Genomic DNA, 20166 nt, shown 5'->3' with positions numbered 1-20166 from the left:
TACCATGCACCACCTCTAGCGCGGCCTTTTGCCGCACCCTCCCGTCCAGCCTGCCCGTGCCCTCATGCCTTTCGAACTCACCGTAGAACCGCTCACGCTGCTGATTCTCGCCCTGGTCGCCTTCGTCGCAGGCTTCATCGATGCCATCGCCGGCGGCGGCGGCCTGCTAACCACCCCGGCGCTGCTCACCGCAGGCATGCCACCGCACCTGGTGCTGGGCACCAACAAGCTCAGCTCGACCTTCGGCGCCGCCACGGCCAGCATCACCTACTACCGGCGCAAGCTGTTCCATCCGGCGCAGTGGCGCCTGGCGATTCTCGGCACGCTGGTGGGCGCGCTGATCGGTGCGGTGGTGGCTCACTACATGCCAGCCGAGTGGCTGAACAAGATGCTGCCGGTGATCGTGTTCGCTTGTGGCGTCTACCTGCTGTTCGGCGGTACACCGAAGGCGCCGGTGGACGCCGATGCGCCGATCAAAAGGAAGTGGCAGTTTCCGCAGGGCTTCACCCTGGGCTTCTACGACGGCGTTGCCGGGCCGGGTACCGGTGCCTTCTGGACCGTGAGCACGTTGCTGCTCTATCCCATCGACCTGGTTCGAGCCAGTGGCGTGGCGCGCAGCATGAATTTTGTCAGCAACATTGCGGCGCTGACGGTGTTTGTCATTTCCGGGCAGGTGGATTACATCGTTGGGTTGTGCATGGGGGTGTCGGTGATGGTCGGGGCGTTTTTCGGGGCTCGGACGGCGATCAGTGGGGGCAGCAAGTTCATTCGGCCGGTGTTTATTACTGTGGTGTTGGCGTTGACTGTGCGGTTGGCTTGGCAGCATTGGTTTGGGTAGGGATCTGGATTTGGCTCTGGCTCGATTGTTTTGATTTTGCATACATATTCTTGAAATATGTCGACATCTAGTCACCTTTTCGCCTTTACGGCGACCTACTTTTGCTCTTGGGCAAAAGTAGGCAAAAACCGCTGGCTCCATTCATACGGCCCCTGCGCTGCGCTCCGGGGTTCCCTCGCTCCGTTCTTGCTCCCGTGGGTACCGCGCTGTACGCCCCATCCTGGGGCGCAGCGCTCGACGGCCATCCATGGCCGTCGCCCCACTACGCAAGAACTCCACTCGGCCTCCTGAAGTCGCAATTGGCGGCGCCTGGACTATTGCGCTCTTAGAAGCAAAAGCAAGAGCAAGAGCAAGAGCAAGAGCAAGAGCAAGAGCAAGAGATGGAAATGCGAACTTAGTTAATTGACAGTTAGTTATATATTGGCTATTCCGGACTATCGCGGGGCAAGCCCGCTCCCACGTCAATTCCACGTCAAGCAGTGTTGCCTCTGTGGAAGCGGGCTTGCCCCGCGACAATCGATAGATTAACTAAGTTTTCAACTAGCGACAGCTGCGCCAGTCCAGGCGCCGCCCGTAACTTCGCGACTTCAGGAGGCCGAACGCAGGTCTTGCGGAGGGAGGTGACGGGCATGGATGCCCGTCAAGCGCTGCGCCCCAGGATGGGGCGTTCAGCGCGGCCCTCCCGGGAGCAAGGCCGGAGTGAGGGAACCCCGGAGCGAAGCGCAGGGGCCGTATGAATGGAGCGAGCGGCTTTGCCTACTTTGGCCAAGACCAAAGTAGGCCGCCGTAAGGGCGGAAAGGTGAATAAGCGTCGCCATCGCAAATGAATGCGCATACAACTTTCAAAACTAGCCACCCAACTAAAACCAGCAACCAGCAACCAGCAACCAGCAATCAGCAATCAGCAATCAGCAATCAGCAATCAGCAATCAGGCAGGCAAAACCGGTTCTGGCATCCCCAACCGCCGCGCCACATACAAATCAATCAGATACCGCGCAATCGAGCGCCCCGCCGGCAAAGGCGGCAACGCATGCACATCGAACCACCGCGCATCCTCGATCTCATCCGCCTGCATGACAATCTCCCCCCCAGCGTACTCAGCATGAAACCCCAGCATCATCGAATGCGGAAACGGCCAGCACTGGCTGCCGACGTACTGGATGTTCTTCACCTCCACCGCCACCTCCTCACGCACCTCGCGCACCAGGCAATCCTCGGCCGACTCTCCCGGCTCGGCGAAGCCCGCCAGGGTGCTGTAGACCCCACTGACGAAACGCGGCGAACGGGCCAGCAGCACCTCGTCCCCCCGAGTGATCAGCACGATCATGCTCGGTGAAATCCGCGGATAGCTGCGCAGGTCGCACGGCTGGCAATACATCGCCCGCTCCCAGCGGATCTGCGCCATCGGCTGGCCACAGCTGCCGCAAAAACGGTGCTCGCGAGCCCAGGTACCGATCTGCGCGGCGTAACCGAGCACCTTGTACGTATCGAAGTCGCCTTCGAGCATGAACCGCCGCAGCCCCTGCCAGCCGCAACCCGACACTTCGCTGGCACTGCGCAGCTCCAGCAGGAACACCGGCTCGCCGTCCAGGTGTCCGATGCCATGCTCGCACAACACGTCCAGGTCCTGGCGCTTGAGCCAGTCGCGAGGGAACAACGCGCCGTTGGCGTCCATCAGGAACCCGTCCGGGCTGCGGGCGACGGCCAGTCCGCCGGAGATCTGCGGGTCGAGTACTGCGGTTGTCCAGCGTGCTGACATGGTTTCGGGTCCCTAGATGGCGCCCGCCACTGTCAGTCAGTCGGCGAACGTCGGTTGCTGTTTGCTCATGTGGGCGGCCATGGCCACGCGCAGGTCTTCGGACTGCAGCATGGCGGCGTTCCAGGTGGCGATGTACTCCAGGCCATCGTCGATGCGATGGTCGCGCATGTAGCTGATCATCTCCTTGGTGCCGGCCACGGCGATCGGAGATTTTGCGGCGATCTCGCGGGCGATGGCAAAGACCCCGTCGAGCAGCGCCGCCTGGTCATCATAGACGCGGTTGACCAGGCCGATGCGCAACGCTTCCTGGGCGTCGACCATACGGCCGGTGTAGGCCAGCTCACGCATGATGCCGTCACCGATGATCCGCGGCAAACGTTGCAGGGTGCCGACATCGGCGGCCATGCCCATGTCGATCTCCTTGATCGAGAACTGCGCATCACCGGCGCAGTAGCGCATGTCGCAAGCCGAGACCAGGTCGATGGCGCCACCGATGCAGTAGCCCTGGATCGCCGCCAGCACCGGCTTGCGGCAGTTGTCCACGGCGTTGAACGAGCCCTGCAGGCGCAGGATGGTGCGACGCATCATCCGAGCGTTGCGGCCGACGTCCTTGCCCAGTTGCTGGGCCAGCGCGGCCAGCATCATCAGGTCGATACCGGAGGAGAAATGCTTGCCGGCGCCGCTGAGTACCACCACCCTCACCGCGTCGGTGTCGTCGATCCACTGGAAGATCTGGACCAGCTCCTCCCAGAAGGCGGCGTTCATCGCGTTGATCTTTTCCGGGCGGTTGATCTGCACGTGGGCGATGTGGTCGGTCAGTTCGACCTTGAACGCGGTGTATTCGGTCACGGACGGCACTCCTGTGGGGAAAGGATTCACAACGGCGGATCTTAGCGCACCCGCAAGGCGGTGCATGTGCCAAAAGCCGGACTGGACAACTTGCACCCTGACGCACGATCCGGCACCGTGCGCCACTGCTGAATCAAAAGGATACAAATTCATGTCCCGTTCCCTGACCGGCGCCCTCGCCCACAGCTTCCTGGGCCAGTCGCCGCGTTGGTACAAGGCCGTCATCTGCCTGTTCCTGCTGCTCAATCCCTTGCTACTGGCAACCCTCGGTCCGGTGGTCACCGGCTGGGTGCTGGTGATCCAGTTCATCTTCACCCTGGGCATGGCACTCAAATGCTACCCGTTGATGCCCGGTGGCCTGCTGCTGGTCGAGGCGCTGCTGCTGCGCTTGACCACGCCCGAAGCCCTGTACGAGGAGTTGCAGCACAACTTCCCGGTGATCCTGCTGCTGATGTTCATGGTCGCCGGCATCCATTTCATGAAGGAACTGCTGCTGTACCTGTTTTCGCGGATCCTGCTCGGCGTGCGCTCCAAGGCCGTGCTGAGCCTGCTGTTCTGCGTGTTGTCGGCGTTCCTCTCGGCGTTCCTCGATGCCCTGACCGTGACCGCGGTGATCATCAGCGCCGCTGTAGGCTTCTATGCCGTCTACCACCGGGTCGCCTCGGGTGCCAATCCTCGTGAGGAATCGGCGCTGGACAGCGACCATCAGGTCGAGCAGTTGCACCGCGAAGACCTCGAGCAGTTCCGCGCCTTCCTGCGCAGCCTGCTGATGCATGGCGCGGTGGGCACGGCGCTGGGTGGCGTGTGCACCTTGGTGGGCGAACCGCAGAACCTGCTGATCGGCCATGAAATGGGCTGGCATTTCGCCGACTTCTTCCTCAAGGTCGCGCCGGTGTCGATGCCGGTGCTGGCGGCGGGCCTGGTGACCTGCGTGCTGCTGGAGAAGCTGCGGCTGTTCGGCTACGGCACGCTGATGCCCGAGCGCGTGCGCCAGGTGCTGGCCAGCTACGCCGCCGAGGACGATGCCGCCCGCACCCAGGCGCAACGGGTGGCGCTGGTGGTCCAGGGCCTGGCCGCGCTGATCCTGATCGTCTGCCTTGGCCTGCACATCGCCGAGGTGGGCCTGATCGGCCTGCTGGTCATCGTGCTGATCACCGCCTTCACCGGCATCACCGACGAGCATCGCCTGGGCCGTGCGTTCCAGGACGCCATGCCGTTCACCTCGCTGCTGGTGGTGTTCTTCGCCGTGGTCGCGGTGATCCACCAGCAGCAACTGTTCAGCCCGCTGATCGCCTGGGTGCTGGCGCTGCCCAGCGAGCAGCAGCCGGGCATGCTGTACCTGGCCAACGGCCTGCTCTCGGCAATCAGCGACAACGTGTTCGTCGCCACCATCTACATCACCGAGGTCAAGCAGGCGTTCGTCAATGGCGCGATGAGCCGCGAGCATTTCGAGACCCTGGCGGTGGCGATCAACACCGGCACCAACCTGCCCAGCGTGGCCACGCCCAATGGCCAGGCGGCTTTCCTGTTCCTGCTGACCTCGGCAATCGCACCGCTGATTCGCCTGTCGTATGGGCGCATGGTGTGGATGGCGCTGCCCTATACCGTGGTCATGGGCGGCCTGGGCTGGTGGGCGGTGACCTACTGGCTGTAACCGGACCATCTGTAGGAGCGGCTTCAGCCGCGATCACCCGCAAAGCGGGTGCCAGATACAGCGGTGCCTGCATCGCGGCTGAAGCCGCTCCTACAGATGACCGCGTATCCCGCACCTGCTTTCTCTCCTCCCGTGCCCCCATCCGTCGAACCTGACTATCGTTCAGCACTGCTGTCGATTCTCGCCAACCCCGTTCGACTATCCAGCACACACCCGAGGAGGTTCACCCCATGCGCAAGCTCATCGTCGCCGCCTTCGTCACCCTCGACGGCGTCATGCAGGCCCCCGGCGGGCCGGAGGAAGACACCAGCGGCGGCTTCACCTTTGGTGGCTGGATCCCGCCCCTGGCCGACGAGGCCTTCGGCCAAGCCATGCAGACCTTGTTCAGCCAACCGTTCGAACTGCTGCTGGGGCGACGCACCTACGATATCTTCGCCGGGTTCTGGCCAAAGGTCGGGCCCGAGGCGCCGGACCGGCCCTTGGCCGACCTGTTCAATGGCGTGGCCAAGCATGTCGCCACGCACCATCCCGAATCCATCGACTGGCAAAACAGTCACCCGTTGGGCGCTGACGTGCCGGGCGCTGTCCGCGCCCTCAAACAAAAGGATGGCCCGACGCTGCTGACCCAAGGCAGCGGCGAACTGGTACGCCAACTGCTGGCGGCCGGCCTGGTGGATGAGCTGCGGTTGCTGATCCACCCCTTGCTGCTTGGGCGTGGCAAGCGCCTGTTCGGTGACGATGCCCAGGCCGCGGCCTTCACACTGGTGGAGTCGAGCAGCACGCCCAAGGGCGTATTGCTCGCTCACTACGTGCGCAGCGGCGAGGTGCAAACGGGATCGTTCTGACCAGTCAGTCGAGCAGGCGCTTGAAGGCGCTGGCGAGGCCTGCGTCCGTTTTCCCCGGCGCCTTGTTATCATCCAGACTCAATCGGGAGGGAACCCATGCTCGCCATACGCCGCGCCAGCCGTCACGACGCGCTGGACACGTACGCCATCCGCCGCCAGGCGATCCTGTGGCAGTGCACCGAAGCCTACGATGCCACCCTGGCCCAGGCCTGGGCCGACGTACCGTTCACAGAAGGCTACGCGGCCCTGGTCGCCGAGCATTTCCACCTTGCCTGCATCGACGACACGATCGTCGCCACTGGCATGCTCGACCGGCACAGCGGTGAACTGGGTGCCCTGTTCGTACTGCCGGCATTCATGGGCCGTGGCATCGCCCGGGCGATGGTCGAACACCTCGAAGGCATCGCCAGGGCCGAAGGTCTGGAAGATGTCCACCTGGACTCGACCTTGAACGCAGCGGCGTTCTATCGCCGCTGCGGCTACATCGGCGATGCGCTGTCGATCTACCAGTCACCATTCGGCCTCGAACTGTCCTGCATCCCCATGCGCAAGGTGCTGGCCGGGGTATAAGATCAAAGCCCCTGCGCCCCGGAGACTCGCCCCATGCTACCCACCGCCACCTCCCAGCACAGTGCCCGTCGGGTCCGCTTGCAGGCCCTGCGCGGCCGGGTCGGCCTGGGGCTGGTGGCCGGATTGTCGGTGCTGGCCGGCATGACCGACGCCATCGGCCTGCTGGCGTTGGGCGACTTCGTATCATTCATGAGCGGCAACACCACGCGCCTGGCGGTGGCCATCAGCCAGGCGGACCTGGCGCTGATGCTGCGCCTGGCCCTGGCGATCCTCAGTTTCGTGCTGGGCAACACCCTGGGTGTATTGCTGGCCCGCCGCTTGCGCCGCCGCGCCGCACCCTTGCTGCTGATTACCGCCAGCCTGCTGGCGTTTGCCGCAGCGTGGCCTGCGCCCACCACATTGCCCGCGTTGATCGCGGCCACCTTGGCCATGGGCATGCTCAACGCCGTGGTCGAACAGGTGAACGGCCTGCCGATCGGCCTGACCTACGTCACAGGCGCGCTGTCGCGCTTCGGCCGTGGCCTGGGGCGTTGGTTGCTGGGTGAGCGGCGCCATGGCTGGCGGGTACAACTGGTGCCCTGGAGCGGCATGCTGCTGGGTGCCGCGCTCGGGGCCTGGCTGCAGCAACGGCTGGGCTTGCAGGCGCTGGCGGCCAGTTGCGCCCTGGCCTGCTTGCTGGCGCTGGTGACGGTGTTCATCCCGCGTGCCTGGCAACTGGGCTACATGCCGCGCTGAGGGCCACGAGCATTACTTGAACGGCAGGCGCGCAGACGTCGATAGTCACTATCGAGCACAGCGATTTCCATCGTGCCACTGTGGCCAATAACCTGGGTTCATCGATCCGACAACCCACGGTATCATCCCGATGAACACCACCGCCCGCCTCCTCCTCGCCACCCTGGCCATCGCCGTGCTGGGCGGTTGCGCCAGCCATCCTGAGCTACGCCCCTACAGCGCCGAGGAAGCCCGTCAGCTGCAACTCGAGGCATTGCAACGCCAGGGTCTGAGCCAGGAAGAGTACGAGCGCCGCAAACTGGCCGTGTTGCGCGCCGATCACCAGCAAGCCGTGACCGACGCCGCCAGGGCCACGACCGCGATCAGCGGTTGACCTCGACCTCTTCCAGGAACGCCAGCAGGTGCTCGTTGAACGACACCGGCGCTTCCTCCATGACGAAGTGCCCGCAACCCGGCAGGATCACCCCGCGCACCGAGTCGGCATGCCCCTGCAGCGTACGCAGCGGCGCATCGCCCGTGGCGTGCTCGGCACCGATCGCCAGCACCGGCATGGGCAGCGGATGCCTGGCCCGTTCGCGGTTCTGCCTGATGGTCTCGGGAATCGCCCGGTAATAGGCGAAGCCCGCCCGCATCCCGCCCGGCGAGGCGTAGGCACGGATATAGACATCCGCCGCCACCGCATGCCGATGGATCGCCCATCGGTCGAACATGAAGTTGAGGTAGCCCTCCTCACGTCCGGCGATCAGGAACTCCGGCAGATCGCGTACCTGGTTGAACAGGAAGTGCCAAAGGAAGATGTTGTCCTGCGGCGCCACGAAGATCGACGGCGCCTCGGCAAGCCCCGGGATCACCGCCTCGGCCACCGTCAGCGAGCGCACCGCCTGTGGCCGATCACTGGCCAGGGCATAGGCCACCCACATCCCCACATCGTGACCGACCAGGTGATAGCGCTCATGCCCCAGCTGGGTCATCGCGGCATGCAGCACAGCGGCGACGCTGCCGGTGTCGTAGCCCTGCTCGGGGCGGTCCGAGTCCCCCAGGCCCGGCGGATCGATGGCGATGGCACGGAACCCGCGCGCGGCCAGGATCGGCAGCACATGGCGCCAGGCGTACCAGGTCTGTGGCCAGCCCGGCACCAGTAGCACCGGTTCGCCCGCGCCGGCCACTACACAGTGGATGCGCTGTCCCTGCACCTGCACATAGACATGCTCGAAGGCGTCAGCCAAAGACTCGATGGCCAGGTTCATACCCGAGCCCCCGTGTCGATGCCCAGCATGCGCTGGATCTGATGGGTGTCGATCGGTGCGCCGGCGAAATCGTCGAACACCTGGTCCGTGACCCGGATGATGTGGCGGTTGATGAACTCGACGCCTTCACGGGCGCCGTCCTCCTGATGCTTCAGGCAGCACTCCCACTCCAGGGTTGCCCACCCCGCGAAGTCGTATTGCGCCAGCCGCGAGAAGATGGCCTTGAAGTCCACTTGCCCGTCACCCAGCGATCGGAAGCGCCCGGCACGTTCGGTCCAGTCGCTGTAGCCGCCATACACGCCCTGTCGACCGCTCGGATTGAACTCGGCGTCCTTGACGTGAAACATGCGGATCAATGGGTGATAGAGATCCAGATAGGCCAGGTAGTCGAGTTGCTGCAGCACGAAATGGCTGGGGTCGAAGAGGATGCGGCAACGCACGTGCTCACCCACCAGGGCATGGAAACGCTCGAAGCTGGTGCCGTCATGCAGGTCCTCGGCAGGGTGGATCTCGAAGCACAGGTTGACGCCCTGTTCGTCACAGCAGTCGAGTATCGGCCGCCAGCGCCGCGCCAGCTCCTCGAAGGCAGCCTCCACCAGGCCCTGGGGACGTTGCGGGAACGGGAACAGGTAGGGCCAGGCCAGCGCGCCGGAAAAGGTCCCCATATCCTCCAGGCCCAGGTTGCGGCTGGCCCGAGCCGCCAGTGTCATCTGCTCGGTCGCCCAGGCGGTGCGTTCTGCCGGCCGCCCTGCCAGCGCGGCCGGGGCGAAGGCGTCGCACATCGAGTCGTAGGCCGGATGGACCGCGACCAATTGGCCGATCATGTGGGTGGTCAGCTCGCTGACCTGCAAGCCGTGCTCGGCCAGCCGCCCCTTGACCTCATCGCAGTAGCCGGTGCTCTGCGCGGCCAGTTCCAGGTCGAACAGCCGGGCGTCCCAGGCCGGGACCTGCAACCCCTTGAAGCCCAACTCTCCCGCCCACTCGGCGATCCTGTCGAGGCTGTCGAACGGTGGCTTGTCGGCGCTGAACTGCGCGAGGTGCAGACTGGGGCCTTTGAGTGTTCGCATGATGTCATCCTATTATTTGTTGATCGACAAACAATAGGATCGAATGGCGCTGCCCGTCAATCGCAAATTGGCTAGAATGCGCCTTTCACGTAATCAGGCAGACGAGCGATGGCAGGGCGACCTCGGGAATTCGACAAGCAACAGGCGCTGCGCAAGGCGATGCGGCTGTTCTGGGAACATGGCTACGAGGGCACCTCGATGTCGGCCCTGGTGTCTGCGCTGGGCATCGCCTCCGCGCGCATCTACGCGGCCTTCGGCAGCAAGCAGCAACTGTTCGAGGAAGCCGTGGCCCTGTACGAGTCGACCGAAGGCGGCTTCGCCGACCGCGCCCTGGCCCTGCCGGATATCCACCAGGCCCTGGCACGGATGCTCGAGGACGCCATCAGCACCTACACCCGCGCCAACGAGCCCAGGGGCTGCCTGGTGGTCAGCGCCGCCAGCGGCGTGGCACCGGACAACCTGGCCGTCCAGCAGTGGTTGTCCGGGCACCGCCGGCAGCGTACCGAGTCGATCATCGAGCGCCTGCGCCAAGCCCGTGACCAGGGGCAGTTGCCGGCCGACACGCAGGCCGAGGCCCTCGGCCACTTCTATGCCACCTTCCTCCACGGTATCTCCGTGCAGGCCCGCGACGGCGTGCCCGGAGAGGACCTGCGCAGCGCCAGCCGCCAGGCACTGACGCTGTTGCCAAGCCGGCAACCTTGACCTTATCGCCGCCCCGGCAAAGCTGTTAGCCTTGCCCTGTTCAGGTCACCACGGACAGCCCATGGCCAACCACAAGATCGAGATCCGCCGGCGCAACGTCGAAAAGATCCTGCAAGCCGCCGAGCAGGTGTTCGCCGACAAGGGCTACGCCGCCACCTCCATGGGCGATATCGCCGAACGGGCGCAACTGCCGCGCTCCAACCTGCACTACTACTTCAGCACCAAGGACGACCTGTACCGCGCCGTGTTGCAGGACCTGCTGGACGTCTGGAAACAGGATGCCCTGTGCTTCGAGCACTTCGACGACCCGCGGGTGGTGCTGACCAGCTACATCCGCGCCAAGATGGGCCATTCGCGCTCGCGGCCGCTGGGCTCGAAGATCTGGGCCGAGGAGATCCTCCACGGCGCCCCGCTGCTGGGCCCCAGCCTGGACGAAATCCTGGTGCCTTGGGCGCAGCTCAAGCAGGCGAAGATCCGCAGTTGGGTCGACGATGGGCGCATCCTGCCGGTGGAACCATCGGCGCTGCTGTACATGATCTGGGCGGCGACCCAGCACTACGCCGACTTCGGTTTCCAGGTCACCCTGCTCAATGACGGTGAGCCGCTGTCGGACATGGCGTTCGAGCAAGCGGTGCAGACCGTGACCGGCGTCATCCTGCGCGGCATCGGCCTGGAGCCGTGAGCGGCGCCCTTAGCGCCCCAGGTGCTCGCACAAAAAATCGATGAACACCCGGGTCTTGTGCGGCACATGGCTGCTGTTGGGGTACACCACGCTGATCGGCTGCCTCGGCAGGCTGTAGTCCGGCAGTACCCGCCGCAGGGTGCCGTCGGCCAGGTCTTGCTCGACCAGCCAAGCCGGCAGCACCGCTACGCCCAGGGCGGCGCAGGCCATCGCCCGGATGGCGTGGGATGCATTGGACTGGTAGGCCGCCCGGCCGACAACGCTTGCACTCCCCGCCTGCGCGCTGTGCAAGGTCCAGGCGGTCGGGCTCTGCAGGTTGCTGTTGGCAATCCAGGGTGTATCCGCCAGTTCCTCGGGCCGTTCAATGGCATGGCGAGCAAGAAAAGCCGGAGCAGCCACCAGCACAATGTCGTACTCGGCCAGCTGGCGACTGCGCAGGTTCGAGTCCGGCAACGCGCCAAGGCGCACCACCAGGTCGAGCCGCTCGGCAATCAGGTCGCTCAGCGACGAGTCGGTATCGTAGCTGAGCGACAACGCCGGGTAGCGCTCGGCGAACAGCGGGATCAGCGGCAGGATGAAGCGCTCGCCGTACTCCCCGGTGGTGCTGATGCGCAGTTTGCCCGATAGGCCGTTGTGCCGGCGCAGTACATTGGCGAAGGCGCCTTCGACATCGCTGACGATCACCTTGAAATCCTCATAGAAACTTTGGCCGGTTTCGGTCGGGGCGATAGCACGGGTGCTGCGCGCCAGCAGCGTCACCCCCAGGGCCCGCTCCAGCGCCTTGATGTGCTGGCTGGCCATGGCTTTGCTGATGCCGAGAAATTCCGCCGCCTTGGTGAAGGAGCCGAAGTCGACCACCGCCAGAAACGTCTGCACCCGGTTGAGCTGGGTGTGGAGAGCCGTGCGCGGCATTGTTCACTTCCATCAAACAGAGTTTCAAGGGTAGCGACATCGACAGGGGCAGTCCACGACACCTACTCTGCGCGTCGAAAAGGAGTGGCAATGACGTACCGGTATCGCGTGGCAACGATCTTCCTGATGGGGTTCTTCATCGACTGCATCAACCTGTTCATGCCGACCGTGGCGTTGCCACGGATCGCCGCCGAGTTCGCCATCGGCAACGCCAGCAGCGCGTGGGTTGGCAATGCCTACATGCTCGGGCTGACCCTGGCCGTGCCGGTGAGCACCTGGCTGGCCAATCGCTGGGGCGCGCGGCGGCTGTTGAGCGCCGCCATGCTGGCGTTCAGCGTGGCGGTGTGGGGCTGCGGCGAGGCGCAGAGCTTTGCCGCGTTGATTGCCTGGCGCCTGGTTCAGGGCATGGCCGGTGGCTTGCTGATCCCCGTGGGGCAGGCGCTGACCTTCGAACGCTTCCAGGGCCCGGAGCGCGCCCGTGTGTCCACCCTGGTGATGGCCGTTGCGCTGCTGGCGCCGGCGCTGTCACCCACCCTTGGCGGGTTGATCGTCGACCATGGCCGCTGGCCGTGGGTCTTCCACAGCAACATTCCGCTGGCCCTGCTGACGGCGGCGCTGGCCTGGGCTTGGCTTGACCAGGCACCGGGTCCGACAGCGCCACGCCCGGACTTCAAGGGATTGCTGCTGGTCAGCGCCGCCCTCGCCTGCCTGCTGCTGGGCCTGTCGCTGTATGGTGCCGGCCATGGCGCCCTACTGGCCATCGCCTGCCTGCTGGCGGGTGTGTCCTGCGCCTTGCTGTACCGCGCCCATTACCAACGCGCTGCGGCAGGCATCGTCGAGCTGAAGCTGCTCGCCAGCCCCCGCCTGCGAGTCTCGATGCAGGTCTACCATGCGATCCCCGGGGTGTTCACCGGGGTCAACCTGTTGAACATCTTCTATCTGCAGGATGTGCTGCAGCTGAGCGCCCAGGCCACCGGCCTGTTCATGCTGCTCTACGCCGCCGGGGCCTTCGCCGCCATGTTGCTGGCCGGCCGCCTGTACAACCGCGTCGGTGCCGCCCGCCTGTTGCTGCTCGGCATGCTCCTGCACAGCCAGGGTATCTGCCTGCTGGTCATGGTCGATACCCCGACGGACAACGCCGTACTGATGGCGGCCTACGGCCTCATGGGCATCGGCGGCGGCATCGGTGCCAACACCGCCCAGACCACCGCGCTGCTCGACTTCAGCGGCGAGCGGATGCAGCAGGCCAGCGTGCTGTGGAACCTCAATCGACAGATGGCCTTCAGCGTCGGCGCCGCCTTGCTGCTGATGATCTTCAACCTGTTGCTGGTGGGCCTGAGTACGCCGGACGCCTATCACCTGACCTTCACTCTGGCCGCGCTGCTCGGGCTGGCGCCACTGATGACACTGCACACACTACCCCCGGAGACCCCTCGCCATGCCTGACCACGCGATTGCCCGCGCCGAGCGCAGCATTCATCACGTTCATGAGCTGATCCACAGCATCTTCACCCGCCCAGCGGCCGAGACCCAGGCAGTGCTCGGCGGACTGATGGCGGTGTTCGCCGATGATTTCAGCATGGTCGGCACGGCGGGCACGGTGGTGACCCGCGCACAGGTGGAGCAACTGTTCAGCCGGGCGGCCGGCGCACGGCCAGGGCTGGAGATCGTCGTAAGCGACGTCCAGGTGGTATGGCAGGCCGGGGTGAACGTAGCAGTGCGCTACAAGGAAACCCATCGGTTGCAGGGTGTGGTGCAGGCACGCTGGTCACTGGCACTGCTGGAGTGCAGCAACCGCGGCGTGGTGTGGCGCTGCCTGCACGAGACCGCAATCAGCTAGCGCGGAGCTCGAGCAGGCATCACCGCTGCCGAGGCGTGTTTATCGACCGCCTCCTCAACCCGCCTCACGATAGGGATTGCGCGGATCCTGCGTCCAGTTCATGTACGGCTTGCCGGTGTCCTGCGCCTGCATGTCGATGCAACCTTCCACCGGGCAGGTGATCTGGCACAGGTTGCAACCCACGCACTCGGCCTCGATCACACTGTAGGCGTGAGTGCCGTCAGCCTTCAGGGTGCTGGCGATGGCCTGGTGCGAGGTGTCCTCGCAGGCGATGTGGCAGCGCCCGCAGCCGATGCAGGCGTCCGGGTCGATCTGCGCCACCGACTTGTAGTTGATGTCCAGGTACTTCCAGTCGGTGGTGTGCCCAACGGCCTGGCCACGAAACGCCTCGAGGTTGCGGTGGCCATGTTGGTCCATCCAGCGCGACAGGCCGTCCTGCATGTCGTCGACAATGCGAAAGCCGTGCAGCATCGCCGCCGTGCACACCTGTACCGCGCCGCTACCCAGGGCGATGAACTCGGCGGCGTCGCGCCAGGTGCCGATACCGCCGATGCCGCAGATCGGCAGCCCGCGGGTCTCGGGGTCACGGGCGATCTCGGCGACCATGTTCAGGGCGATCGGCTTGACCGCCGACCCGCAGTAGCCGCCATGGGTGCTCTGGTCGCCGACGATGGGGTGGGCGACCATGCGGTCCAGGTCGACACTGGTGATCGAGTTGATGGTGTTGATCAACGACACCGCGTCCGCCCCGCCCCGGTGTGCAGCGCGCGCCGACTGGCGGATGTCGGTGATATTGGGGGTGAGCTTGACGATCACCGGCAGCGTGCAATGGGTCTTGCACCAGCGGGTGACCATTTCCACATACTCGGGCACCTGGCCGACGGCGGCGCCCATGCCGCGCTCGGGCATGCCGTGGGGGCAGCCGAAGTTGAGTTCGATGCCGTCGGCGCCGGTGGCTTCCACCAGCGGCAGGATGAACTTCCAGGATTCTTCGACGCACGGCACCATCAGCGACACGATCAGCGCACGGTCGGGCCAGTCCTTCTTCACCTGGGTGATCTCGCGCAGGTTGATCTCCAGCGAGCGGTCGGTGATCAGCTCGATGTTGTTGATGCCCTGCACCTGGCGGTTGGCGCCGTAGTGCGCCGAGTAGCGCGACGACACGTTGACCGCCGCCGGGTCCTCGCCCAGGGTCTTCCACACCACCCCGCCCCAGCCGGCCTCGAAGGCGCGGATTACGTTGTAGGCCTTGTCGGTGGGGGGCGCGGAAGCCAACCAGAATGGATTGGGTGCCTTGATGCCGGCGAATACGATGGACAAGTCGGCCATTTACGCAGCCTCCACGTTGAGCATGAGTTGGGCATGGATGGCTTCGGCGGCCAGCTTGCCATGTTGCACGGCCTGGACGGTGAGGTCCTGGCCCAGCGCGGTACAGTCGCCGCCGGCATAGATGCCGGGGATGGAGGTGCGCATATGCGCGTCCACCTGGATGCGCTCGCCGTCGCGGGCCAGTTGCGCCGCCAGCGGATCGCCGAGGCTTTGCTCATCGAAGCGCTGGCCGATGGCCTTGAAGATCGCGTCGGCGGCCAGCTCGAAGGTTTCGCCGGTATCGCCCAGGCGTCCGTCGATCAATTGCGTGCGCGCGAAGCGCATGCCGCGCACGCGCCCGGCATCATCCAGCAGCACGGCATCGGGCCGGGCCCAGGTGTGCAGGCGTACCTGGTTGTGCTTGGCGATCTCCTGTTCGTGAACGGTGGCGCCCATGTCGGCCTCGCCGCGGCGGTACACCAGGTTGACGTCGCGGGCGCCCAGGCGGCTCATCTGCACGGCCATGTCGATGGCGGTGTTGCCGGCGCCGAGCACCAGGCAGCGGTCAGCCAGCGGCAGCTGGGTGAGGTCGTCAGCCTGGCGCAGTTCACGGATATAGTCGGTGGCGGCAAGCAGGCCCGGCGCGTCTTCGTCTGCCAGGCCCAGCTGGCGCACGGCCCCCAGGCCCAGGCCGAGGAACACCGCGTCGTACTGGCCATGCAGCTCGGCCAACGACAGGTTGCCGCCCAGGCGCTGGCCATGGCGGATCTCGATTCCGCCGATGCCCAGCAGGAACTCCAATTCACGCTGGGCGTAGTCGTCCACCAGCTTGTAGCGGGCGATGCCGTATTCGTTGAGACCACCGGCCTTTTCCCGCGCCTCGAAGATCACCACGTCGTGGCCGTGCATGGCCAACCGGTGCGCGCACGACAACCCGGCGGGGCCGGCGCCGACCACGGCGATGCGCTTGCCGCTGGCCGGCGAACGCTGGAACGGATGCTCGGTGAAGTCGGCATGGTCCAGGGCGTAGCGCTGCAATTGGCCGATCAGCACCGGGGCGCACTCCTGGGCGTTGTTGCGCACGCAGGCTTGCTGGCAAAGGATCTCCGTGGGGCAAACCCGGGCGCAGCTGCCGCCAAGGATGTTGGCCGAGAGAATGCGTTCGGCGGCGCCCTGCAGGTTCTCGTCACTGATGCGGTGGATGAACGAGGGGATGTCGATTTCACTGGGGCACGCATTGACGCACGGCGCGTCGTAGCAGTACAGGCAGCGCGCGCTCTCGACAGCGGCCTGGCGGGCGGTGAGCGGGGGCGCGAGGTCGCTGAAGGCCTCGGCCAGCTGGTCGGCGCCGGCGCGGGGGCGCGGCAAGTGGTTCAGGGCATCGATCACGGTTGTAGCCTCTCGCTTTTTTATGGGTTCAGGCGGCGGTCACTCGCCTGTCCGTTCTGGGGGATGGCAGTCAACAGGAGCATGTGTGTTGTAATCAGGGTGCGCTTTGCGCCCCTATCGCCGGCAAGCCGGCGATAGGGCTGCGCAGCAGCCCCAGCTGCTTCAGCGCTGAACCGGCGTCGGTTTCTGCCGTTCGGCACGCCGTTCCAGCACCTCGTACACCGAGGGATAGGCCGGTCGCTCCACATAACGCCCCGCGCCCGGCTCGGCACGCAGGTCGCCATCGGCCCAGAGCACCTTGCCCTGGCTGACGGTGTGGCTGGGGACGCCGCGCACTGTGCGGCCTTCGAAGATGTTGAAATCGACCCGCTGGTGGTGGGTCTGGGCGCTGATGGTACGGGTGCCCTGCGGGTCCCACAGCACCAGGTCGGCATCGGCGCCGACGCGGATCGCGCCCTTGCGCGGGAACAGGTTGAAGATCTTCGCGGTGTTGGTGGAGGTCAGCGCGACGAACTCGTGCATCGACAGGCGCCCGCTGTTCACCCCGGCGTCCCACAGCACCGCCATGCGGTCTTCGATGCCGGCGGTGCCGTTGGGGATCCGGCTGAAGTCGTTGCGGCCCATGGCCTTCTGCTCGGCGCAGAAGCAGCAATGATCAGTGGCCGTGGTGTGCAGGTTGCCCGACTGCAGGCCACCCCACAGCGCCTCTTGGTGCTCGCGCGGGCGGAACGGCGGGCTCATCACGTAGCCGGCGGCGGTGGCCCAGTCCGGATCACGGTAAACGCTGTCGTCGAGCAGCAGATGCCCCGGCAGCACCTCACCGTAAACCGGCTGGCCCTTGGCCCGGGCATAGGTGATCTCATCCAGCGCCTCGCGGCTGGAGACATGCACCAGATACAGCGGCGTGCCCAGGGTTTCGGCGATGCGGATGGCGCGGCTGGCGGCCTCCCCTTCGACCTGGGACGGACGCGACAGCGGGTGTGCCTCGGGGCCGGTCAGGCCCTGGGCGAGCAATTTTTGCTGCAGGTGATAGACCAGCTCGCCGTTTTCGGCGTGCACCGTGGGTACCGCGCCCAGTTGCAGGCAGCGTTCGAAGCTGGCCACCAGGGTGTCGTCGGCGGCCATGATCGCATTCTTGTAGGCCATGAAGTGCTTGAAGCTGTTCACTCCATGCTGGGCGACCAGTTCACCCATCTCCTCGGCGACCTGCTCGCTCCACCAGGTGATGGCGACGTGGAAGCCATAGTCGCTGGCACTCTTCTGCGCCCAGCCGCGCCAGGTATGGAAAGCCTCGAGCAGCGACTGCTGCGGGTTGGGGATGACGAAGTCGATGATCGAGGTGGTGCCCCCGGCCAGACCCGCGGCAGTGCCGCTGAAGAAGTCCTCGCTGGCCACCGTGCCCATGAACGGCAGCTGCATGTGGGTGTGCGGGTCGATGCCGCCGGGCATCAGGTACTGGCCACTGCCGTCGAGGATCTCACAGTCGGTGGGGGCTTCGAGGTCTTTGCCGATGGCGCGGATCAGGCCATCGGCACACAGGACATCGGCGGGGTAGCTCTCTTCATGGGTAACCACGGTGGCGCCACGGATCAACAGGGACATGCCGTTTTCCTCGCAGGCTGACCGGTCTTCTGGCCGGTTCTTGGAATTGTGTTGGCCGGGCGCTGGAGGTGATTTCATCAATCCTGTCAGGCCTGACAAGAATCGAGGCTAGTATCTGATCGGATATTCATCAAGAAAAAATATATACAACCATCAAAAACAATAACTAATTGATTTTTAAATATTTATTCACCAGCTCACCAAAAAGTGACACCCCTTCACCATTTTGACGCACTTGACAGGAAGCCAAATTGGTCAAGATTTTCTACGCAAAATCAGGTGTTTGTTTACTGGCTGGATGGCGCAGGCCGCGCCGGTGTTTTTCCAGGTTGCACCCGTTTGAACCACGCGGGTGCTGGACCGGCCAGACAGACGGCATGCCCAGGAGCTCCCGCTCTGCCTGCCGCCTTGATGAATGCCTTTGCAGGTCAGTGAGTTACCTCCGGTCGGCGGCGGCCTGCCGGGAAGGCGCGGGCTTTCCCGGCACGTTTGTTGAAAACGCAGGCCACAACCGCCTGGCCGGGCCGGAGGTGCAGTACTGGTGGTGTGTGTACTCCGGCCATCGCGTCAGCCCGATGAGCGACAACTACAAGAAAAAAGACCTGGAGAACCCCATGCAACAGAGCAGATCGCAAGTGGTCGAGCAGCATGGCCTGTACGAGCTCGACGCCGGCAGCGACGTCCTCGACAGCCCCCGCTACAACCACGACATCGCACCGACCAAGGTGCACCAGCGCACCTGGAACAAGTGGCACATCACTGCGTTATGGGTGGGCATGTCCATCTGCGTGCCTACCTACACCCTTGGCGGCGTGCTCACCGCCTACTTCGGCCTGAGCGTGGGCGAGGCGCTGCTGGCGATCCTGCTGGCCAACCTCATCGTGCTTATCCCGCTGACCCTCAACGCCTTCCCCGGGACCAAATACGGCATCCCGTTCCCGGTGCTGCTGCGCGCCTCGTTCGGTATCTTTGGTTCCAACGTGCCGTGCCTGATCCGCGCCGTGGTGGCCTGCGGCTGGTTCGGTATCCAGACGATGTTCGGCGGTCTGGCCATCCACCTGTTCCTGGGTTCGTTGTTCCCCGAGTGGAAGGCACTGGGTGGATCCGGCGAGGTGATCGGCTTCATGCTGTTCTGGTCGCTGAACCTGTGGGTGGTGCTGCGCGGCGCCGAGTCGATCAAATGGCTGGAGACGCTGTCGGCGCCGTTGCTGGTGGCGGTCGGTGTCGGCCTGTTGTTCTGGGCGCTGCCGCACATGTCGATGAGCGAGTTGCTGGCGCAGCCGCCCAAACGCCCCGAGGGCGCCAGCGTGGTCGGCTACTTTTGCGCCGGGCTCACCGCCATGGTCGGTTTCTGGGCCACGCTGTCGCTGAACATCCCCGATTTCAGCCGTTACGCGAAAAGCCAGAAGGACCAGATTCTCGGGCAGATCTTCGGCCTGCCGCTGACCATGTTCCTGTTCGCTTCGCTGGGCGTGATCATGACCGCTGCCTCCGCCTCGCTGGTGGGTCAGACGGTGTCCGACCCGGTGAGCCTGATCGGCCATATCCAGAGCCCCGGCTGGGTGGCCCTGGCCATGGCGCTGATCATCGTCGCAACGCTGTCGACCAACACCGCGGCCAACATCGTCTCGCCCACCAACGACTTCCAGAACATCGCCCCGCGCCTGATCGGGCGCAGCCGTGCCGTCTGGCTGACCGGCTTCATCGGCCTGGCGCTGATGGGCCACGAGCTGCTCAAGAAGCTCGGCTGGATCGTCTCCGACCTGAGCCTGGAGAGCCTGTACTCCAACTGGCTGCTGGGCTATTCCAGCCTGCTAGGGCCAATCGCCGGGATCATGGTGGTGGACTACTTCCTGGTCCGCCGCCAGCAGCTGGACCTCGCCGGGCTGTACCGCGACGACGTGTACCCGGCGTGGAACTGGGCCGGGTTCATTGCCTTCGGCGTGCCGGTGGCGCTGACCGTGATGGCGATTGGCAACAGCAGTTTCAGCTGGTTCTACGACTACGGCTGGTTCACCGGTTCGCTGCTCGGCGGCGGGCTCTACTACGCCCTCGGCGGCATCGCGGTGCGCGGCCCGGCGCGGCTGGCCAAGCCGATGCCCTGATGCGCCGCATCGCGGGGCAAGCCCGCTCCCACGTGATGGTAAAAATAACAGCCTGAGGAGA

Annotated in this window: 19 protein-coding genes; 11 read left to right on the top strand and 8 right to left on the bottom strand. The window is 65.1% G+C overall.

The features are described 5' to 3' along the window. The first annotated feature begins 64 nt into the window (after nucleotides 1-64). A complete protein-coding gene (locus ACZ9C1_RS02520) occupies nucleotides 65-838 on the top strand; it encodes a TSUP family transporter (protein ID WP_102685482.1) in 774 nt (257 codons plus the stop codon). 929 nt (nucleotides 839-1767) lie between these two features. On the opposite strand, the gene nudC is transcribed toward ACZ9C1_RS02520, so the two are convergent. Beyond that, entirely contained in the window at nucleotides 1768-2598 is an 831-nt protein-coding gene (nudC, locus tag ACZ9C1_RS02515) for an NAD(+) diphosphatase (protein WP_476253507.1), read from the bottom strand. Between the two features lie 36 nt (nucleotides 2599-2634). Beyond that, complete coding sequence (locus tag ACZ9C1_RS02510) at nucleotides 2635-3447, bottom strand: crotonase/enoyl-CoA hydratase family protein (protein ID WP_102683290.1); 813 nt, start codon at nucleotides 3445-3447, stop codon at nucleotides 2635-2637. Between the two features lie 151 nt (nucleotides 3448-3598). On the opposite strand from ACZ9C1_RS02510, the gene nhaB reads away from it, so the two are divergent. From nhaB to ACZ9C1_RS02485, 5 genes are all read left to right on the top strand, one after another. Next, nucleotides 3599-5101, top strand: a complete 1503-nt coding sequence (gene nhaB, locus ACZ9C1_RS02505) for a sodium/proton antiporter NhaB (protein WP_139671902.1) — start codon at nucleotides 3599-3601, stop codon at nucleotides 5099-5101. A gap of 230 nt (nucleotides 5102-5331) precedes the next feature. Next, nucleotides 5332-5946, top strand: coding sequence for a dihydrofolate reductase family protein (locus ACZ9C1_RS02500; protein WP_102683293.1), 615 nt, complete (start codon nucleotides 5332-5334; stop codon nucleotides 5944-5946). A gap of 96 nt (nucleotides 5947-6042) precedes the next feature. Further along, nucleotides 6043-6516, top strand: a complete 474-nt coding sequence (locus tag ACZ9C1_RS02495; RefSeq protein ID WP_139671911.1) for a GNAT family N-acetyltransferase — start codon at nucleotides 6043-6045, stop codon at nucleotides 6514-6516. Nucleotides 6517-6549: 33 nt separating this feature from the next. Beyond that, entirely contained in the window at nucleotides 6550-7251 is a 702-nt protein-coding gene (locus tag ACZ9C1_RS02490) for a YoaK family protein (RefSeq protein WP_139671914.1), read from the top strand. Between the two features lie 130 nt (nucleotides 7252-7381). Continuing rightward, nucleotides 7382-7624 carry a hypothetical protein gene (locus ACZ9C1_RS02485; protein ID WP_102683296.1) on the top strand — a complete coding sequence of 81 codons (243 nt, stop codon included), beginning with the start codon at nucleotides 7382-7384 and terminating at the stop codon, nucleotides 7622-7624. Here ACZ9C1_RS02485 and ACZ9C1_RS02480 read toward each other — a convergent pair. Together ACZ9C1_RS02480 and ACZ9C1_RS02475 are read right to left on the bottom strand one after the other, a co-directional pair. Then, nucleotides 7614-8498, bottom strand: a complete 885-nt coding sequence (locus ACZ9C1_RS02480; RefSeq protein ID WP_102683297.1) for an alpha/beta fold hydrolase — start codon at nucleotides 8496-8498, stop codon at nucleotides 7614-7616. The two genes, ACZ9C1_RS02485 and ACZ9C1_RS02480, sit on opposite strands and share 11 nt — an antisense overlap. Continuing rightward, nucleotides 8495-9565 carry a sugar phosphate isomerase/epimerase family protein gene (locus ACZ9C1_RS02475; RefSeq protein WP_476253506.1) on the bottom strand — a complete coding sequence of 357 codons (1071 nt, stop codon included), beginning with the start codon at nucleotides 9563-9565 and terminating at the stop codon, nucleotides 8495-8497. Before ACZ9C1_RS02475 ends, ACZ9C1_RS02480 begins: the two co-directional genes overlap by 4 nt. A gap of 108 nt (nucleotides 9566-9673) precedes the next feature. On the opposite strand from ACZ9C1_RS02475, the gene ACZ9C1_RS02470 reads away from it, so the two are divergent. Continuing rightward, nucleotides 9674-10267, top strand: a complete 594-nt coding sequence (locus ACZ9C1_RS02470; protein ID WP_476253505.1) for a TetR/AcrR family transcriptional regulator — start codon at nucleotides 9674-9676, stop codon at nucleotides 10265-10267. Between the two features lie 61 nt (nucleotides 10268-10328). After that, nucleotides 10329-10949 (top strand): TetR/AcrR family transcriptional regulator, encoded by a 621-nt coding sequence (locus tag ACZ9C1_RS02465; RefSeq protein ID WP_110698456.1) that lies wholly within the window; start codon nucleotides 10329-10331, stop codon nucleotides 10947-10949. Between the two features lie 9 nt (nucleotides 10950-10958). On the opposite strand, the gene ACZ9C1_RS02460 is transcribed toward ACZ9C1_RS02465, so the two are convergent. Then, a complete protein-coding gene (locus ACZ9C1_RS02460) occupies nucleotides 10959-11861 on the bottom strand; it encodes a LysR family transcriptional regulator (protein ID WP_476253504.1) in 903 nt (300 codons plus the stop codon). A gap of 90 nt (nucleotides 11862-11951) precedes the next feature. Between ACZ9C1_RS02460 and ACZ9C1_RS02455 the strand changes: the two genes are divergently transcribed. Together ACZ9C1_RS02455 and ACZ9C1_RS02450 are read left to right on the top strand one after the other, a co-directional pair. Next, complete coding sequence (locus tag ACZ9C1_RS02455; RefSeq protein WP_277503426.1) at nucleotides 11952-13307, top strand: MFS transporter; 1356 nt, start codon at nucleotides 11952-11954, stop codon at nucleotides 13305-13307. Beyond that, nucleotides 13300-13701: a DUF4440 domain-containing protein gene (locus ACZ9C1_RS02450; protein WP_102683303.1), complete on the top strand. Its 402-nt coding sequence runs from the start codon at nucleotides 13300-13302 to the stop codon at nucleotides 13699-13701. Before ACZ9C1_RS02455 ends, ACZ9C1_RS02450 begins: the two co-directional genes overlap by 8 nt. A gap of 54 nt (nucleotides 13702-13755) precedes the next feature. Here the strand turns inward: ACZ9C1_RS02450 and preA are convergent, their stop codons facing one another. From preA to hydA, 3 genes are all read right to left on the bottom strand, one after another. Further along, nucleotides 13756-15030, bottom strand: coding sequence for an NAD-dependent dihydropyrimidine dehydrogenase subunit PreA (preA, locus tag ACZ9C1_RS02445; RefSeq protein ID WP_277503425.1), 1275 nt, complete (start codon nucleotides 15028-15030; stop codon nucleotides 13756-13758). After that, entirely contained in the window at nucleotides 15031-16398 is a 1368-nt protein-coding gene (locus ACZ9C1_RS02440; protein ID WP_476253503.1) for an NAD(P)-dependent oxidoreductase, read from the bottom strand. A gap of 162 nt (nucleotides 16399-16560) precedes the next feature. Beyond that, on the bottom strand, nucleotides 16561-18000 hold the full coding sequence (gene hydA / locus ACZ9C1_RS02435; protein WP_139671940.1) for a dihydropyrimidinase: 1440 nt from the start codon (nucleotides 17998-18000) through the stop codon (nucleotides 16561-16563). Nucleotides 18001-18614: 614 nt separating this feature from the next. Here hydA and ACZ9C1_RS02430 point away from each other — a divergent pair. After that, nucleotides 18615-20105: an NCS1 family nucleobase:cation symporter-1 gene (locus ACZ9C1_RS02430; RefSeq protein ID WP_139673165.1), complete on the top strand. Its 1491-nt coding sequence runs from the start codon at nucleotides 18615-18617 to the stop codon at nucleotides 20103-20105. The last annotated feature ends 61 nt before the right edge of the window (nucleotides 20106-20166 follow it).

The organism is Pseudomonas sp. TE21435 (assembly GCF_056279265.1).
The sequence above is the reverse complement of the archived record's forward strand: the minus strand, read 5'-3'. Positions and strand labels throughout refer to the sequence as shown.

Coding starts and splice junctions, on each gene's coding strand:
- ACZ9C1_RS02520 (WP_102685482.1), top strand. CDS start 65: ATGCCTTTCGAACTCACCGTAGAACCGCTCACGCTGCTGATTCTCGCC.
- nudC (WP_476253507.1), bottom strand. CDS start 2,598: ATGTCAGCACGCTGGACAACCGCAGTACTCGACCCGCAGATCTCCGGC.
- nhaB (WP_139671902.1), top strand. CDS start 3,599: ATGTCCCGTTCCCTGACCGGCGCCCTCGCCCACAGCTTCCTGGGCCAG.
- ACZ9C1_RS02500 (WP_102683293.1), top strand. CDS start 5,332: ATGCGCAAGCTCATCGTCGCCGCCTTCGTCACCCTCGACGGCGTCATG.
- ACZ9C1_RS02495 (WP_139671911.1), top strand. CDS start 6,043: ATGCTCGCCATACGCCGCGCCAGCCGTCACGACGCGCTGGACACGTAC.
- ACZ9C1_RS02490 (WP_139671914.1), top strand. CDS start 6,550: ATGCTACCCACCGCCACCTCCCAGCACAGTGCCCGTCGGGTCCGCTTG.
- ACZ9C1_RS02485 (WP_102683296.1), top strand. CDS start 7,382: ATGAACACCACCGCCCGCCTCCTCCTCGCCACCCTGGCCATCGCCGTG.
- ACZ9C1_RS02480 (WP_102683297.1), bottom strand. CDS start 8,498: ATGAACCTGGCCATCGAGTCTTTGGCTGACGCCTTCGAGCATGTCTAT.
- ACZ9C1_RS02475 (WP_476253506.1), bottom strand. CDS start 9,565: ATGCGAACACTCAAAGGCCCCAGTCTGCACCTCGCGCAGTTCAGCGCC.
- ACZ9C1_RS02470 (WP_476253505.1), top strand. CDS start 9,674: ATGGCAGGGCGACCTCGGGAATTCGACAAGCAACAGGCGCTGCGCAAG.
- ACZ9C1_RS02465 (WP_110698456.1), top strand. CDS start 10,329: ATGGCCAACCACAAGATCGAGATCCGCCGGCGCAACGTCGAAAAGATC.
- ACZ9C1_RS02460 (WP_476253504.1), bottom strand. CDS start 11,861: ATGCCGCGCACGGCTCTCCACACCCAGCTCAACCGGGTGCAGACGTTT.
- ACZ9C1_RS02455 (WP_277503426.1), top strand. CDS start 11,952: ATGACGTACCGGTATCGCGTGGCAACGATCTTCCTGATGGGGTTCTTC.
- ACZ9C1_RS02450 (WP_102683303.1), top strand. CDS start 13,300: ATGCCTGACCACGCGATTGCCCGCGCCGAGCGCAGCATTCATCACGTT.
- preA (WP_277503425.1), bottom strand. CDS start 15,030: ATGGCCGACTTGTCCATCGTATTCGCCGGCATCAAGGCACCCAATCCA.
- hydA (WP_139671940.1), bottom strand. CDS start 18,000: ATGTCCCTGTTGATCCGTGGCGCCACCGTGGTTACCCATGAAGAGAGC.
- ACZ9C1_RS02430 (WP_139673165.1), top strand. CDS start 18,615: ATGCAACAGAGCAGATCGCAAGTGGTCGAGCAGCATGGCCTGTACGAG.